Annotated in this window: 14 protein-coding genes; 6 read left to right on the top strand and 8 right to left on the bottom strand. The window is 40.2% G+C overall.

The genetic code is table 11. The annotated features are described in order from the left end of the window. The first annotated feature begins 30 nt into the window (after positions 1 to 30). Entirely contained in the window at positions 31 to 474 is a 444-nt protein-coding gene (locus JGE69_RS14440; RefSeq protein WP_017392465.1) for a VOC family protein, read from the top strand. 51 nt (positions 475 to 525) lie between these two features. On the opposite strand, the gene JGE69_RS14435 is transcribed toward JGE69_RS14440, so the two are convergent. The 6 genes from JGE69_RS14435 to JGE69_RS14410 all read right to left on the bottom strand — a co-directional run bounded on the left by JGE69_RS14435 (position 526) and on the right by JGE69_RS14410 (position 8,333). Continuing rightward, positions 526 to 879, bottom strand: coding sequence for a DMT family transporter (locus tag JGE69_RS14435; protein ID WP_199113869.1), 354 nt, complete (start codon positions 877 to 879; stop codon positions 526 to 528). Positions 880 to 959: 80 nt separating this feature from the next. Next, a complete protein-coding gene (locus JGE69_RS14430) occupies positions 960 to 1,445 on the bottom strand; it encodes a DUF934 domain-containing protein (protein ID WP_130173375.1) in 486 nt (161 codons plus the stop codon). Further along, on the bottom strand, positions 1,438 to 3,081 hold the full coding sequence (locus tag JGE69_RS14425) for a nitrite/sulfite reductase (RefSeq protein ID WP_004789205.1): 1,644 nt from the start codon (positions 3,079 to 3,081) through the stop codon (positions 1,438 to 1,440). Before JGE69_RS14425 ends, JGE69_RS14430 begins: the two co-directional genes overlap by 8 nt. Before the next feature lie 165 nt (positions 3,082 to 3,246). After that, entirely contained in the window at positions 3,247 to 5,652 is a 2,406-nt protein-coding gene (locus JGE69_RS14420; protein ID WP_017400275.1) for a glucose/quinate/shikimate family membrane-bound PQQ-dependent dehydrogenase, read from the bottom strand. A gap of 174 nt (positions 5,653 to 5,826) precedes the next feature. Next, positions 5,827 to 7,059 carry a carbohydrate porin gene (locus tag JGE69_RS14415; protein ID WP_199113993.1) on the bottom strand — a complete coding sequence of 411 codons (1,233 nt, stop codon included), beginning with the start codon at positions 7,057 to 7,059 and terminating at the stop codon, positions 5,827 to 5,829. 155 nt (positions 7,060 to 7,214) lie between these two features. Continuing rightward, the gene (locus JGE69_RS14410) at positions 7,215 to 8,333 is read right to left on the bottom strand and encodes a CaiB/BaiF CoA transferase family protein (RefSeq protein ID WP_086265204.1); all 1,119 of its coding nucleotides are present in this window, start codon (positions 8,331 to 8,333) and stop codon (positions 7,215 to 7,217) included. A gap of 210 nt (positions 8,334 to 8,543) precedes the next feature. Here JGE69_RS14410 and JGE69_RS14405 point away from each other — a divergent pair, with 210 nt between their 5' ends. From JGE69_RS14405 to JGE69_RS14385, 5 genes are all read left to right on the top strand, one after another. Next, a complete protein-coding gene (locus tag JGE69_RS14405; RefSeq protein ID WP_002116561.1) occupies positions 8,544 to 9,554 on the top strand; it encodes an AraC family transcriptional regulator in 1,011 nt (336 codons plus the stop codon). 169 nt (positions 9,555 to 9,723) lie between these two features. Next, positions 9,724 to 10,929 (top strand): acetyl-CoA C-acetyltransferase, encoded by a 1,206-nt coding sequence (locus tag JGE69_RS14400; protein WP_199113991.1) that lies wholly within the window; start codon positions 9,724 to 9,726, stop codon positions 10,927 to 10,929. An 18-nt stretch (positions 10,930 to 10,947) separates the two neighbouring features. After that, a complete protein-coding gene (locus JGE69_RS14395; RefSeq protein WP_199113867.1) occupies positions 10,948 to 13,083 on the top strand; it encodes a 3-hydroxyacyl-CoA dehydrogenase NAD-binding domain-containing protein in 2,136 nt (711 codons plus the stop codon). Between the two features lie 165 nt (positions 13,084 to 13,248). Continuing rightward, complete coding sequence (locus tag JGE69_RS14390; protein WP_001280981.1) at positions 13,249 to 13,506, top strand: hypothetical protein; 258 nt, start codon at positions 13,249 to 13,251, stop codon at positions 13,504 to 13,506. A gap of 15 nt (positions 13,507 to 13,521) precedes the next feature. After that, complete coding sequence (locus JGE69_RS14385) at positions 13,522 to 14,382, top strand: patatin family protein (RefSeq protein ID WP_069036195.1); 861 nt, start codon at positions 13,522 to 13,524, stop codon at positions 14,380 to 14,382. A gap of 29 nt (positions 14,383 to 14,411) precedes the next feature. Here the strand turns inward: JGE69_RS14385 and JGE69_RS14380 are convergent, their stop codons facing one another. Together JGE69_RS14380 and JGE69_RS14375 are read right to left on the bottom strand one after the other, a co-directional pair. Then, a complete protein-coding gene (locus JGE69_RS14380) occupies positions 14,412 to 14,831 on the bottom strand; it encodes a GNAT family N-acetyltransferase (RefSeq protein ID WP_086265209.1) in 420 nt (139 codons plus the stop codon). A 12-nt stretch (positions 14,832 to 14,843) separates the two neighbouring features. After that, entirely contained in the window at positions 14,844 to 16,055 is a 1,212-nt protein-coding gene (locus JGE69_RS14375) for a class I SAM-dependent methyltransferase (RefSeq protein ID WP_014207603.1), read from the bottom strand. Between the last annotated feature and the right edge of the window lie 70 nt (positions 16,056 to 16,125).

Here is a 16,125-nt window from a genome sequence, read left to right as displayed (position 1 = left end):
TTTAAACGAAAACAACAATGGACAATAACAATGCAACTCAATCACTATCTCAATTTCCAAGGTCAGGCAGAGCAAGCTTTTAATTTTTATAAGTCAGTATTTGGCGGTGAATTCGGTATGTTAAGCCGATATGGTGATATGCCACCTACCGAGGGCGTGACTCTATCTGAAGCCGACAAAAATCTAGTTCTGCATGTGTCTCTACCAATTAATGAATACACTGTACTTATGGCCTCAGATACAAATGATCAGTTCTGTGCCCCTAACAGCGTTTTTACCCAAGGAAATAATCACTACATCTCGATCAATCTTGAAAAAGATGAGCAAGAAAAAGCAAAACAACTTTTTGATGCTTTATCTGTTAATGGTCAAATTGAAATGCCTTTAGAAAAAACGTTCTGGGGTGCATTGTACGGTGCTTTTACCGATCAGTTCGGTATAAAGTGGATGATTAACTGCCAGCTTGACACCTAATATTTTCAATATTTAGCCCTTATAGAAATACTTACTATTTCTATAAGGGCTTTAAACATCGATATTGGAATATTGCGCAATAATCATTAAACCTACAGTAATAAAACCAATTCCCACCCATCCTGCCATATCAATATTCTGACCAAGAAAAATCTTTGCCAAAAAAGCTGTTGCTAATACACCTATCCCAGACCAAAGCACATATAAGATTCCAGCTTGCATATATTTCAAAGCAATAGCAGCGCATGCAAAAGAAATAATATACAAGACCAGAGCAATGCCCTGCGCTGTTTTATTGACTAAGCCATTCCCCTTAGCAGAATAAAATGTTGAGAGTACATCTGTCGCAATAGCAAAAAGTAGCCACCAAGCACCAGGATTTATTTTTGAAATTAAACCTAACATTGTTGTTCTTCAGTTGAGTTATTTAAAATTATTCATAAAAAAAGCTGAACCTGAGTTCAGCCTTTATATTTAAAAACTATTTAAGCACCAGTTTGATAACTTGCTTGCGGTACGGCTGTTGAAGCTTGGTATGGGTTGGTAAAGTCTTGCAAACCAGCTGCCGCTTCTTGCACATCTTTACCTTCTTTAATCATAAAACTATCAAAACCTGAACGTTTTAAGTAATTTAGAACATCCTTAAACACATCACCAGTTGCACGCAATTCACCTTGGAAACCTTGGCGACGCAATAGTGCAGCGAATGAATAACCACGACCATCACCAAAGCCTGCAAACTCAATGAAGATTGCATCAAGTTCACTTAATGGAAATGTGTGCTCTTCAGGTGAATCATTTACAGTTACATACAAAGCTTTTTTGCCTTGAACGTTAGCTAATTGATCAAGTTGAGCTGTTGTAACCACAACATCACCTTGGGGAATAACACCATCTTCAGCAATGATTTGATAAGTATTATCTGCAATCGTGCCATCTTTATAAAGCACTGGTAGAGCTGTATTAAGCATATGCACGCTCCTTAAATGGTTGAATTCCTACACGGCGATATGTATCAACAAAACGCTCACCTTCAGTACGCAAATCAAGATAAGTATTTAATACTTCCTCAATGACATCAGGCACAGCATCTGCTGCAAATGATGGCCCTAAGATGTCACCGATTGATGCATCATGATCAGAATTACCACCTAATGTAATTTGGTAGAATTCAGCGCCTTTCTTATCTACACCTAAAATACCGATGTTACCTACGTGGTGATGACCACAAGCATTCATACAACCAGAAATATTTAGATCTAAATGACCAAGATCATAAACTTTGTCTAAGTCATCAAAACGACGTGTAATCGCTTCAGCAATTGGAATTGATTTTGCATTTGCAAGTGAACAGAAATCACCGCCCGGGCAACTAATGATATCGGTAATAAAACCAATATGTGCACGCGCCATATTTTGTTGTTCAAGCGCTTGCCATACATCAAACAAATCTTTTTGAGGTACATCTGCCAAAGCAATGTTTTGTTCGTGAGTCGTGCGAAGTTCACCGAATGTATATTTATCAGCAAGGTCTGCAATAAAATTCATTTCTTCGGTGGTCATATCACCTGGCGCAATACCTGCACGTTTTAGAGAAATCGTCACAATACGATAGCCCTTCACTTTATGCGCATGTGTGTTGATATTAAACCACTGTTTGAATTTTGGATGCTCAGCAAACAATGCTGTGAAGTCTTCATCTGCTAAATCTTGATAGTCAAACGGTGTGAATTCTTCATCCAGTTTTTTCAAGATTTCTGGCTGAATCTTCAATGCTTCACGTGTATGTTCGAATTCAGCTTCAACTTTTTGTGCAAACACTTCAGGAGTTAATGCCTTAACTAGAATTTTGATACGCGCTTTATATTTGTTATCACGACGACCATGCAAGTTATAAACACGTAAAACCGCTTCTAAGTAAGCAATTAAATCTTCACGTGGTAAAAACTCACGGATAACGCTACCGATGATTGGGGTACGGCCTAAACCACCACCAGCCATAATCTTATAGCCGATTTCGCCTGCTTCATTACGCACGATATAAACACCAATATCGTGGAATGCAGTTGCCGCACGATCTTTTTCTTCAAGTGCAGAAACAGCAATTTTGAACTTACGTGGCAAGAATGCAAATTCTGGGTGGAATGTACTCCACTGACGAATTAACTCACATGTTGGACGTGGGTCTGCAATTTCACCAGCAACCACACCTGCATATTGGTCAGTTGTGGTGTTACGAATACAGTTACCACTGGTTTGAATGGCATGCATTTGTACAGTTGCAAGTTCAGCCAAAATGTCTGGCACATCTTCAAGTGCTGGCCAGTTTAATTGAATGTTTTGACGCGTAGATACATGTGCATAACCACGGTCATAAGCAGTTGAAACTTCGGCAACTTTACGTAACTGTTTAGAATTCATTAAGCCATACGGCACAGCTATACGCAGCATAGGCGCATAACGTTGCACATATAAACCATTTTGCAAACGTAATGGACGATATTCATCTTCAGAAAGTTTGCCAGCTAAATAGCGTTCTGTTTGATCACGGAACTGAGCAACTCGTTCATTAACCAGCTGCTGGTCGAAATCGGTATATAAATACATGGCGTATGGCTAGTAGATTCATTATTAAGGCGGATAGCATAGCGAGCTTTTATTCATCAATAAAATGCTTTTTTTGCATATTTAATAGCGGTTTTATTGATAAGCTTTAATATAAATCGACATAAAAAAGCCCGGATAAATCCAGGCCCTTTCTATAAAAGCTTTTTATTTGTTATCTGGTAAAGCATAAGCCACTAAATAGTCGCCCATTTTCGTACCAAATGAACCATGACCACCAGCCATGATTACAACATATTGCTTACCATTGATTTCATAAGTCATTGGTGTTGCTTGTCCACCTGCTGGTAAACGCGCTTCCCAAAGTTTCTTACCATTCGTGACGTTAAACGCACGTAAGTAGTTATCTTGAGTTGCACCAACAAACATGACATTACCGGCAGTAGAAATTGAACCACCTAAACCAGGCACACCAATTTTCACAGCTGGTAACTGGAACAAGTTCGGCAAGCTGTCACGAATTGTACCAATACGTTTTTTCCATACCACTTCATGAGTTTTCAAATCAACGCCAGCTACATAGCCCCAAGCCGGTTGTTTACAAGGTAAACCAAGCGGAGATAAGAATGCGCTAATTTCAACACCATACGGTACGCCGTACATCGGTTGTACGCCCTGCTCAGTTCCTGCACCTTTTGCAGTTTGTGCACGGTTTGGATCAGCAGGAATTAAACGACTTACGAATGGCAGACCAATCGGGTTCATTACAGCAACCTGACGATCAGGGTTAACTGACATACCGCCCCATTCAAACACACCCAAGTTACCAGGGAAAACTAAAGTACCGTTTTCAGATGGTGGCGTATAAATACCATCGTAATTTAGACGTTTGAAAGATACACGACACATGAGCTGATCAAGCATAGTGGCACCCCACATGTCTTTATCAGTCAATTTATCTTGTGGTGCCAAGTTCAAGTCAGAGAATGGCTGAGTTTTTGAATAGAACTCACCTTTAGTTTGTGGTCCACGTTTAACTGTTTGTGGAACTGGTTTCTCAGTTACAGGAACAATCGGTTGACCATTACGGCGATCAAGCACAAAGGCATTACCTGTTTTCGTCAATACATAGATTGCAGGAACAGTTTGGCCAGCTTTGTTTTTGATATCAGCTAAAGATGGTTGTGATGGTACGTCCATATCCCATAAATCATGATGGGTTGTCTGGAAGTTCCACACTAATTTACCAGTAGAAGCATTAATCGCTAACATTGAGTTTGCATAACGCTCTTTCAGCTCGGTACGGTCACCACCCCAGATGTCTGGTGTACCTACACCTGTTGGTACATAAACGATATCAAGTTTTGCATCGTATGCTAAAGGTGCCCACGCGTTTGGTGAGTTATGAACAAAAGTAGTACCTTCGCCCGGCATTGCATTTGGATCTGCTGCACCAGTATCAAATACCCAAAGAAGTTTACCAGTGTTAACGTCATATCCACGAATCACACCAGATGGCTCTTTATTTGAGTAGTTATCTGTTACAGAACCTGCAATCACGACAGTTGAACCAGTCACGATACCAGGAGATGTCGGGTTGTAACCGCCTGGATACGCATATGGCATGAACTCTTGCAAGTTCACTTCACCATTTTGACCAAAGTCAGTACATGCTTTACCAGTGTCAGCATTTACAGCCACTAAACGACCATCGTTGACTGGTACAAATACCTTACGTGGACATTGTGTAGAGCTAGATTTCTTGCTTTGAAGACTCGTTGCAAACTCAGTTGTATTGTTTGCATCGTAGTACATCACACCACGACAAGTTAAATGTTGGAATGATTTATCCGTTTTAAGTTTCGGATCAAAACGCCATTTTTCTTTACCTGTAGCAGGATCAATCGCAATTAACTGCTGGTGAGCTGTACAGATAAACATGTTATTACCGATTTTAATCGGTGTAACCTGATTAGTCGTTTCGCCAGAGTCGTTATCTGTCTTAAGATCGCCAGTACGTAAAGTCCAAGCAACTTTCAAGTCTTTTACGTTTTGATCATTGATCTGTTTCAATGGAGAATAACGCACACCTGCTTGAGTACGACCATAAGCTGGCCAATCACTTTCAGCAACACCAGGCACGGCTTGAGCTGTTTCTGGTTGAGGTGTTTTGATTTCACCATTAATTTCTTGCGGATCATTGAAGATAGAATAAACCATCAACACGATTGCAATTGCTAAAGTTGAAGATAAGGCAACCTTACTTGATCCAAGGTTGTTGATTCCACGAGTTACAGCCGGAACCAATAACCATAAACCAAGAATACCTAAAATATCTAAACGTGGTGCAAGCGCCCAAAAGTCTGTTCCAACTTCCCAGACACTCCAGATAATGGTACCTAGCATTAATGCAGCATAAACCCACAAAGCAGTAGAAGCACGCTTGTAGAGTTGCCATGCAACAATGAGGAGTAATACTCCAGCTATAATGTAGTAAATTGAACCGCCTAGTGTAGCGAGCCAAATACCTCCAATTAACAGGAATAACGCCAGTAACCCAATAATAATTACGGTAAAAGTCGTTAAACCTGATCTTGAAGTAGGTTGATTCATAAACCACCTCTTATCAATCATCATTTTTATAGGAAAGATGTGCCAAGAACCTTATAGAAAAATGGCATCACCAATACATCTAAAACAAATTCAGGCATCAAGAAAAAACGGAAGGTCAGGATAATTCAATTAATGAGTTAGCCCTCGACAATCCGTTTTTCGGAGTAATTACGCTTAGAATGCAGTTGAGAATTTAATACCGCCAACCCAAGTGTTATCACCATTTTTTAATGCGCCAACATGACGAACATATTGCACATTTGGACGAATAGTTAACCAGTTAGTGGCATGAATACCGTAGTAAAGCTCGGTATTGTATTCGGTGTCATATTCTTTAGTTTGAACATCGTTCCAATCATCATTGATATGGATACGAGCAACACCGAGTGCCAATTCATCTTGAGGACGTTGATTGAGCAAACCTTTATAGACCAAGCCTACATTTTGCATGTTATCAATTTTGTTGGTATCAGAGTCGTGGAAAGTCAGGTTCACAAAACCTGTTAAACCGCGATCTGTTTGATCAGCAGGCTGGAATAATTTTTGTTTTGCAGTTACCCAAACACCTTGTTTATGAGATGTTTGAGCCTTATTCGTAATTTCTTCAGCGTCAGCAGTGCTGTAGTAATAACCTAAACGGTATTCACCCGCCATACTTTGAGCACCTAATTTAGGTGACCAAACCACTTCGGCAGGAATAATTGCACCGTGAGAACCATCAGTACTTAAGTTAAAACCTTTGCCTCGCTCCAGATTTTCTGGGTTATATTCATATACACCAACTTGAGTATATAAGTCAGGTTGCAAGTTATATTTAACACGCATTGCCCATTGGCTAACCGGCCAGTTATACCACTGTTCACCCACCCAGTTACCAACTTGCGAACCACAAAGTGCCAAGTTCTGGAAATCACAGTCAAAACTGTTAAAGTCTTCACCTTCACCAAAACGACCGACTTTAACGTCTAATTTTTGATCCATGAATTTTTTCTTAATCCATAAATCTGTTAAACGCCAAGTTTGCTCACGCCCCCACACTTCTTGTACCGAGCTTAAGTGCCCTGCTAAAGCTGGTGAATGTTCAGAAAGCGACTGTCCATCACGATATGTTAATGTGATTTGAGCTTCAGTATCTTGCCAACCTAAAATTTTATTTAGATCAAAATGAGTTCCTAATGCCAGTTGCCCCGTATAAGCACTGCCATGCGTAGATGTATTTTTTGAATCTAAAATACCGGCATATTCGCCGGTATATCCAAAAGAAAAATCATAACCTTGTGCTTGTAACGCGGTGCGTTGACCGTTCCAATCACCCAACATCCAAGGACTATTTGGGTCGAATGCAGCAGCAGCTTGTGCATGCTGTATAAAAAGAGTAATTGATAAAACGGATAAACAGGAAGCCATCAAGGATTTATGTGTTTTCATGTTTACATACCTTTTATGTCTTTGTTTATTAAGGGTACGCTAATTTTATGTATAGAAATTATTCAAAATGTTAATCGATTGATTAATCTAATAATAATCTTAATACACATTGTATGAAAAATGGCCTCAGCTGTTTACCATTGCCCTTCACCAAGTTTTTGACCAATAAAGGAATATCTCATTTCCGATCTTGAAAACTTAATTGGACAAGCCAATTGTGGTTCTGTAACCGTCGCATTATTTTGCAAAGGTACATCCACAATCCATCCACGTTCTTGTGCTAAAGGCGAGTTTAAGGACTCTGTTAGGCTTAAAACAGGTTCTACACACACATCAAGATTTGCAAAAATTTCATGCCATTCTTTAAATGATTTCGTTTTGATTTTCTCTTGAATGGCTTGTTTAACTTCCTGTCGGTCTTCTACATCTAAGGAAGCACCTTTTTGTAATAATAAAGGCAAATCAAGCGCCACTGATAAACCAGACATAAATTGTGGTTCAAGACTACCTATTGAAAAATAACGGCCATCTTGAGTCATATAATAATCATAGAAAATGCCGCCATTGAGCATGCCATGCTCTGGTGCCTGTTCAACCTGTGCAGCAAGTGTGGCGGATGCCGCCATACTATTTAGGCTAGCAACACAATCAGTCATAGAAATATCAATATATTGTCCCATTCCACTACGTCCGCGTTCGACGACCGCAGCTAAAATCGCAATGACAGCATGAAGTGAACCACCTGCAATGTCTGCAACCTGAATACCGAGCGGTGGCGGACCACTGTCTTGTCGGCCGCTATATCCAGCAATACCAGCTAAAGCTAAATAGTTAATGTCATGCCCAGCCCTGTCTTTATAGCTTCCTGTTTGTCCATATCCTGTAATTGAACAATAAATGAGACGCGGGTTAATTTCAGCAAGTGTCGCGTAGTCTAGTCCGAGACGGCGCATGACATCAGGTCGGAACTGCTCTATGACAATATCAAACTCAGAGATTTTGGCTTTAATCAGATCAATACTCGCCTTATCTTTTAAATCCAGAACAATCGACTGTTTATTTCGGTTTAAATAACTATGTGCTGTTGCTTGCCCATTTGCGTATGGTGGCATGATTCGGATTAGATCTGGTCGTGAAGGAGATTCGATATGGATGACTTCTGCCCCCATATCGGCTAAATACATTGTGGCAAAAGGTCCTGGTAAGAGCGTCGAGAAATCGAGAACTTTAAGTCCATTTAATGCTGTCGTCATCGTATTTTTAACCACTATTATTCGAATTTTCTTTTATATTAGTTAAGCAAATATTCTAAAACAATGTCATGTTCAGCCATTTACCTTGATCATTTCGGCAATTTAACATGTAAAAAGTGCTTTTACTCTGTTGTAAATCGCCAATTTATTTTTTTAGACGGTCATTTAGGTCAATTTAAAGTGAACATCAAAGAGACTGAAGGATTCAATATGAGTCGCGATACGATTAGCATCCACTTCGTGAATGCGGCTTTGACAGGCGTAAAACGCCTTGGCATGGATGTTGAAATGCTCCTTTCACATGTGGGTATTGAAGCGGAATTATTACGTCAACCTAAAGCTCGAATCTCACCAGAACAATACACTCGATTTATAAAAATGTTGTGGATGGTCACACAGGATGAACACGTTGGATTTGACGTACAACCGCGTCGTCTGGGCACTTTTGCCATTATGTGTCAGTTGATTATTCACGCAAAAACATTGGGCCAAGCCCTTGAGCTGTCATCTCAATTCTACAAATTATTTGGCGATGAATGGTCTGTAACTCTAGAGCGTGACAAACATGAAGCACGTCTAGTTCCCCTCATTCCAAAAACTTTAGATCCAGACCATTTCATTACTGAAAGTATGCTCATGATTTGGCACGGTCTAGCATCATGGTTGATTGAACGTCGTTTGCCATTAGAGCGCGTTCATTTTAGCTATCCACGTCCTGCACATGCCGATGAATATGATGCATTATTTTTTGCACCAGTCATGCAGTTTGATGCACCACGTACTGAAATTACCTTTGCAGCTGATTATCTTGATTTACCAATCCGCCAAGATGAAAAAACGCTAGAAGAATTCTTAAAAGCAGCTCCTGCTCAGCTTTTAGTGAAATTCAAAAACACCAACTCACTAACTTCTCGTATTCGTGAAGTACTCAAAAGCCAAATTGGTGAAGAAATGCCAACGCTTAATGACGTTGCATCAATGTTATATTTATCTCCTCAAACCTTACGCCGCCGCCTGGCTGCCGAAGGTAAAAGCTACCAAGGTGTAAAAGATGCTTTACGCCGAGATGCTGCAATTCACTTGTTACTCAACCCTGAGTTAACACTTGAAGATGTTGCTCAACAAGTTGGCTTTAGTGAAACCAGTACCTTCCACCGCGCATTTAAAAAGTGGACGGGTGTAACACCTGGCCTATATCGCCAGCTACATGGTTATCACTAATTCTCAAATCTCTTTAGTTTCACATTTAGCCCAAGTTCAACTTGGGCTTTTTTGTATTTCTATTGGCAAAAATCATCACCTGACTGGTGCGCTTATCGTCATTGCGTTGCCTTTTAAAACCAGTACACTCAAAACACAACAAAGTTTAAGTAATAAAAAAGGAACTGTTATGAGCGAGGCTTATATTATTGATGCCATTCGCACCCCACGCGGAAAAGGAAAAAAAGATGGCTCTCTTTACGAAGTAAAACCAATTACATTATTGACCACCTTATTAAATGAATTACAACAACGCCATCAACTCGATACCTCTAAAGTCGATGACATTGTTTTGGGGTGTGTAACACCAATTGGCGATCAAGGTGGTGATATTGCCAAAACTGCAGCGATTGCAGCAGGTTGGAATGATGATGTTGCTGGGGTGCAAATCAATCGCTTTTGTGCATCTGGTTTAGAAGCAGTCAACATGGCAGCAATGAAAGTTCGCTCTGGTTGGGAAGATTTAGTAGTTGCTGGTGGCGTTGAATCAATGTCACGTATTCCAATGGGTTCGGATGGTGGGCCGTGGGCTTTAGACCCAGAAACAAACCTTAAGTCATCATTTGTTCCGCAAGGTATTGGGGCCGACCTCATCGCAACCTTAGATGGCTATAGCCGTGAAGATGTTGATAATTTCGCTGTAAAATCACAGCAAAAAGCGGCGACGGCTCAATCAAATGGTTATTTCGACCAATCAGTCGTACCAGTCAAAGATCACGCAGGTGTGGTGATTTTAGAGAAAGATGAATTTATTAAAGGTAATACATCACTCGAAGGCCTAGCAAAGCTCAACCCAAGTTTTGAAATGATGGGCCAAATGGGCTTTGATGCAGTCGCTTTACAAAAATATCCAGAAGCACAAAAAATCAATCATGTTCACCATGCAGGTAACTCATCAGGCATTGTCGATGGAGCAGCTGTAGTTTTATTAGCTTCTGAAAAAGCGGTAAAAGAACAAAACTTAAAACCACGGGCTAAAGTTTTAGCGACCGCACTGGTTGGTACTGACCCAACCATTATGCTGACTGGCCCTGCGCCTGCTGCACGTAAAGCTTTAGAAAAAGCTGGGCTTACGATTGATGATATTGACCTATTTGAAGTCAATGAAGCATTTGCGGCAGTTGTTATGCGTTTTATTAATGAGCTCAATGTCCCTACTGAAAAAGTCAACGTAAATGGTGGTGCGATTGCTTTAGGTCATCCATTAGGTGCAACAGGTGCCATGATTTTAGGTACTTTACTTGATGAGCTTGAACGACAAGATAAAAAGCGCGGTTTAGCGACGCTCTGTGTTGGCGGTGGGATGGGTATTGCCACCATTATTGAACGCGTATAAAAATTAGGGATATAAAAGATGAGTGCAATTCAATACGAAAAAAATGCCGACAATATTGTCATTTTAACGCTTGATTCAACTGGTCAATCTGCGAACACCATGAATGCTGAGTTTCGTGACTCGCTTGATGAAGCGACTCAGAAACTTAAAGCAGAAACAGAACTTTCAGGGGTTATTTTCCGCTCGGCTAAAAAAACTTTCTTTGCAGGCGGTGATTTAGATGAGCTGATTCAAGTTCAGCCTGAACACGCAACTGACTTTTTCAATATGGTTGAAAAGCTAAAAGGTCATTTACGTACAATTGAAACACTAGGGATTCCAGTGGTTGCAGCATTAAATGGCACGGCACTTGGCGGTGGTTGGGAAATTGCATTAAGTTGCCATCATCGTATTGCAATCAATGACCCGAAGAGCAAATTTGGTCTACCAGAAGTTACTTTAGGTTTGTTACCGGGTGGCGGCGGTATTGTGCGTATGGTACGTCTCCTCGGACTTCAAAATGCGTTCCCATTTTTAATGGAGGGCAAACAGTTCGGTGTCGATAAAGCAAAATCTTTAGGGTTAATTCATGACACTGCCGAAAATGAACAAGAACTTTTAGATAAAGCAATTGCTTGGATCAAGGCCAATCCAAAATCTCAGCAGCCATTTGATGTGAAGGGTTATAAAATTCCGGGTGGCGATCCAAAAACTCCAGCAGTTGCACAAGTTCTTGCAATTGCACCAGCCATGTTAAAAGACAAAACCAAAGGTTGTTACCCTGCCCCTGAAGCAATTATGGCTGCCGCAGTTGAAGGTGCACAAGTTGATGTCGATACTGCTTTACGTATTGAGTCTCGCTACTTTACTCAGCTTACAACAGGTCAAATTTCTAAAAATATGATCGGCACTTTCTGGCATGGTCTAAATGCAATTAAGTCTGGTGCTAGTCGTCCTGCCGACGTTCCAAAATGGCAAGCGACTAAAGTTGGTGTATTGGGTGCAGGCATGATGGGTGCAGGTATTGCTTATTCAACAGCCATTAAAGGCATTCCAGTTGTACTTAAAGATGTATCTGTTGAAAATGCTGAGAAAGGTAAAGCTTACTCACAAAAGCTCTTAGATAAACGTGTTTCACAAGGCCGCATGACCGCAGAAAAACGTGATCAGATTTTATCTCTCATCACGGCGACAGCTTCCGCTCAAGATCTTCAAGGTTGTGATTTAATTATTGAAGCGGTATTTGAGAATCAAGAACTCAAAGCTAAAGTCACTCAAGAAGCCGAGCAATATCTAGCGCCTAACGGTGTGATGGCATCAAACACCTCAACCCTGCCAATTACAGGTTTAGCGCAAGCAAGTAAGAATGATAAAGCTTTTATCGGTCTGCATTTCTTTAGCCCTGTCGACAAAATGCAGTTGGTTGAAATTATTAAAGGTAAAAACACCTCCGCAGAGACACTTGCCAAAGCTTACGACTTTGTACAACAAATTGGAAAAACACCGATTGTTGTCAATGATAGCCGTGGTTTCTTTACCAGTCGTGTGTTTGGTACGTTCATTCAAGAAGGTATGCGCTTGCTTGCCGAAGGTGTCCACCCAGCGCGTATTGAAATGGCAGCACTGAAAGCTGGTATGCCAGTTGGCCCCCTCGCTATTCAAGATGAAGTATCTTTAACATTAACTGAACATGTTGCTAGTGAAGCACGCAAAGCTCTACAAGCCGAAGGAAAAGATTTACCTAAAACTTCTGTAGATGAAGTGGTTCACACCATGATTCATGAGTTAAACCGTAAAGGTAAAGCTGCTGGAGCTGGTTTTTATGAATACCCAGAAAATGGCAAAAAGCATCTATGGGAAGGCTTAAACCGCTGGAAAAAAGATCATGATATTTCTGAACAAGATATGATTGATCGCATTCTGTTTGTACAGGCCTTAGATACTTTACGTTGTTATGAAGAAGGCGTACTGGAGTCTGTAATTGATGCCAATGTCGGTTCTATTTTTGGAATTGGTTATGCGCCTTGGACTGGAGGAGCAATTCAATTCCTAAATCAATACGGCACTGATAAAGCACAAAAACGAGCTGAAGAATTAGCTGCAAAATATGGTGAACGTTTTACACCGCCAGTTTTACTAAGAACCAAAGCTGAGCAGAAACAAAATATTCAGTAATTTAGTCCTATTGAATATTTAAAAAACTGCATAAACCTTACCCATATAAATATATTTTATTTATATGGGTTTTTCTTTATGACCTTTAAGATTTCAGCCCCCTGCCTAAATATGCTATAAATAGACTTCATTTTTGTGCTTCTATAGCACATTCGAGAAATTCTTATGTCCGATAAAAATTCTTCCGAGTCAGCAATTTTAGGCTGGAAATTTGTTCTGATCGTTGGTGTTTTAAGTGCGATTTTCCTTGGCTTTTTCTATTTAGCAATGAGTAATGAACCTGACTATATGCCAGGTGCACAGCGCAAAGCTCAACAAGAGCAAATGCAGCAAAAGGCTGAACACTCTACAGAGCAACATGCTCAACATAGTGACAACATGCCTGAAATGGATATGCAAGAACATAAGCAATCAACTCAGTAATCAGATATTTTTCAAATGACAGATTTTTCCCGCAACGCACTGGTTGTAGAAGGTGGGGGCATGCGTGGTGCCTTTACCAGTGGTGTACTTGACTCATTTTTACAACAGCAGTTTAATCCTTTTGACTTATACGTTGGTGTATCGTCTGGTTCAACCAATGTGGCTAATTACTTGGCAGGCCAGCAAGGCCGCACTCTAACGTTTTATATTGATCATTCACTTCGTCCTGAATTCATCGATTACAAACGCTTTTTTAAAGGCGGTGATTTACTTGATTTAAAATGGATGTGGGAAATTGGTGAAAAAGAGCATCCTCTTGATCAACAGAGTCTTTTTGCCAAAAATCCTGATTTTTATATGGTGTTGACGCATGCTAAAACAGGCCATGCAGAATATCTTCGTGCGGGTAAAGATAATTTGCTAAATGCGCTTCGTGCTTCTAGCTCAATTCCAGTTTTAACGCGTCATCCCGTCGATATTATGGGTGAACCTTATTTTGATGGTGGCGTTGCAGATGCCCTACCTGTTCGCTGGACGGCTCAGCAAAGTGGCGTAAAAAAACTGTTAGTTTTACGTACTCGTCCGAAAAACTATTTCAAAGCAAGTAGTCGAGGTGATCAATTCCTCGCGAAATATGCTTTTAAACATCATTATGGTTTCGCTAGTAGCTTGCGTAGCCGCTGTGCTCGTTATAACGCTTCAGTCGATTTCGTTCGTGGTCAAAACTCAGACCAGCAAATTTTAGAAGTGTGTCCACCGCCTCTTAAAAATATGGCTGGCCGTTTAACTACCAATCCGAAAAAGCTTCGCTACAGTTATGAAGTTGGTTTAGAGACTGGCTTACAAGCCATCGAAAACTGGAATGCAATGAAATAAATCTAAATTGAGATTTCTAAAAAGAAGTCTCAATTTAACTCTAAAACCATATCAATATGTGGAATGCCACAGTCTTCGTAAACCTCCCCCTGCACTTTAAAACCTAAAGCTTCGTAAAAAGCTGTCACATAGGTTTGTGCTGAAAGCTTTAAGTAAGGCAGTTTATGACGACGTGCATAGTCAATAATATGCTGCATTAAAATTTTACCTATACCTTGCTTTCGATAAGAAATTAAAACAGCAACACGCCCTACGCTATGCTGTGGCAACAAACGTGCTGTAGCGATAGGTTGCTCTTTATCATAGACAATAAAATGTAGAACTGTGGCATCCAAGTCGTCCCATTCATCTTCAGGTGCAATTCCCTGTTCTTGGATAAAGACTTGTTCACGGATGTATTTGGCATCTTGCTCAAGCTGTTCCCAACCACCCTCTACAATTTTATACATCCATTCACCTTCCTAGCACTTACAGCCGATATTTTCGATCGGCAACTGATCTTGCAATAACAATTCCAACGTTTGTTTTTTAATTCCGTACATTTCTTTCAATGCTTGGATTTGAGCCATAATCTTGGCGTCAGGTTGTGAAACATTTTTGCGTTTTGTCGCCAAAATCATTTTATTTTTGCTGGTATGTTCAAGCGATACAAACTCAAAAACTTTGGTTTCATAACCATAAGCTTTTAAAAGTAACGCACGTAAAGTATCAGTCAGCATCTCGGCTTGTTGTCCAGCATGAATACCAAACTGTAGCATTGGTTGTAAAACTTCCGGACTATGTAATTGTGGACGTAACTCTTTGTGGCAACATGGTGCGCACATAATCATCGAAGCGTTTAAACGAATTCCAGTATGAATAGCAAAGTCAGTCGCAATATCACATGCGTGTAAGGCAATCATAACATCCAGCTTTTCCGGTTGATAACTACGAACATCACCTTCAAAAAAGTCTAAATGATTGAAATGAACTTTGTCTGCAACGTTCTGGCAAAACTCCACCAAATTACGGCGTAGCTCTACACCTGTAATTAATGGTGTTTTCTGTTGTTGTTGCAGATAATCATACAATGCAAAAGTTAAATAACCTTTACCTGATCCAAAATCGACAATGCGTAACTCTTGTTGAGACGCATCAATCTGTTCATAGGCACTCGCAAAAATTTCGATAAATTTATTAATCTGTTTCCATTTACGAGCCATGCTTGGAATGACCTGAGCTTTTTCATCAGTAATACCCAGCTCTTTTAAAAATGCATTCCCCTGCTGTACATAGCGCTGCTTTTCACGGTCATGTGCCTGAACCGTTTGTGTCGCATTTACTGCCTGCTTTTTACCCATATTTAGTATGGCTTTTTTCTTATTTTTTTTAAGTTGAATTTCTTGAGTAGTTGAAAATAAGTTTGCTTGCTTACACTGTGTGATTAATTGCTCAATCTGTTGCAAACCTTCTTGAAATGAATAGTTTTTAGTCACATCTTGGGTAGTGTGATGGTAGAGAGCTGAAAGCTGTTTTTGGCCATGTAGCTCTACAACGCGGAAAGTAATTTTTTCCAGTTGCGCCAACTCTCCCTTATATTGGCTCAAGATCAAACGCTCAAAAGCTTGTTGGTCAAGCATTTGCTTGATTTCATGAAAGAATTGCTGTTCTTGCTCAAAGGAGAAAACCGACACGGATATACCTGAAAAATGAAGACTCATATAAAATAGAAGTTTAAAGGGTCTAGGATTAAAAATAAAATAA

The sequence above is a fragment of the Acinetobacter sp. C13 genome (assembly GCF_016809775.1).
Lineage (GTDB): Bacteria > Pseudomonadota > Gammaproteobacteria > Pseudomonadales > Moraxellaceae > Acinetobacter > Acinetobacter pittii.
The sequence above is the reverse complement of the archived record's forward strand: the minus strand, read 5'-3'. Positions and strand labels throughout refer to the sequence as shown.

Coding starts and splice junctions, on each gene's coding strand:
- JGE69_RS14440 (WP_017392465.1), top strand. CDS start 31: ATGCAACTCAATCACTATCTCAATTTCCAAGGTCAGGCAGAGCAAGCT.
- JGE69_RS14435 (WP_199113869.1), bottom strand. CDS start 879: ATGTTAGGTTTAATTTCAAAAATAAATCCTGGTGCTTGGTGGCTACTT.
- JGE69_RS14430 (WP_130173375.1), bottom strand. CDS start 1,445: ATGCTTAATACAGCTCTACCAGTGCTTTATAAAGATGGCACGATTGCA.
- JGE69_RS14425 (WP_004789205.1), bottom strand. CDS start 3,081: ATGTATTTATATACCGATTTCGACCAGCAGCTGGTTAATGAACGAGTT.
- JGE69_RS14420 (WP_017400275.1), bottom strand. CDS start 5,652: ATGAATCAACCTACTTCAAGATCAGGTTTAACGACTTTTACCGTAATT.
- JGE69_RS14415 (WP_199113993.1), bottom strand. CDS start 7,059: ATGGCTTCCTGTTTATCCGTTTTATCAATTACTCTTTTTATACAGCAT.
- JGE69_RS14410 (WP_086265204.1), bottom strand. CDS start 8,333: ATGACGACAGCATTAAATGGACTTAAAGTTCTCGATTTCTCGACGCTC.
- JGE69_RS14405 (WP_002116561.1), top strand. CDS start 8,544: ATGAGTCGCGATACGATTAGCATCCACTTCGTGAATGCGGCTTTGACA.
- JGE69_RS14400 (WP_199113991.1), top strand. CDS start 9,724: ATGAGCGAGGCTTATATTATTGATGCCATTCGCACCCCACGCGGAAAA.
- JGE69_RS14395 (WP_199113867.1), top strand. CDS start 10,948: ATGAGTGCAATTCAATACGAAAAAAATGCCGACAATATTGTCATTTTA.
- JGE69_RS14390 (WP_001280981.1), top strand. CDS start 13,249: ATGTCCGATAAAAATTCTTCCGAGTCAGCAATTTTAGGCTGGAAATTT.
- JGE69_RS14385 (WP_069036195.1), top strand. CDS start 13,522: ATGACAGATTTTTCCCGCAACGCACTGGTTGTAGAAGGTGGGGGCATG.
- JGE69_RS14380 (WP_086265209.1), bottom strand. CDS start 14,831: ATGTATAAAATTGTAGAGGGTGGTTGGGAACAGCTTGAGCAAGATGCC.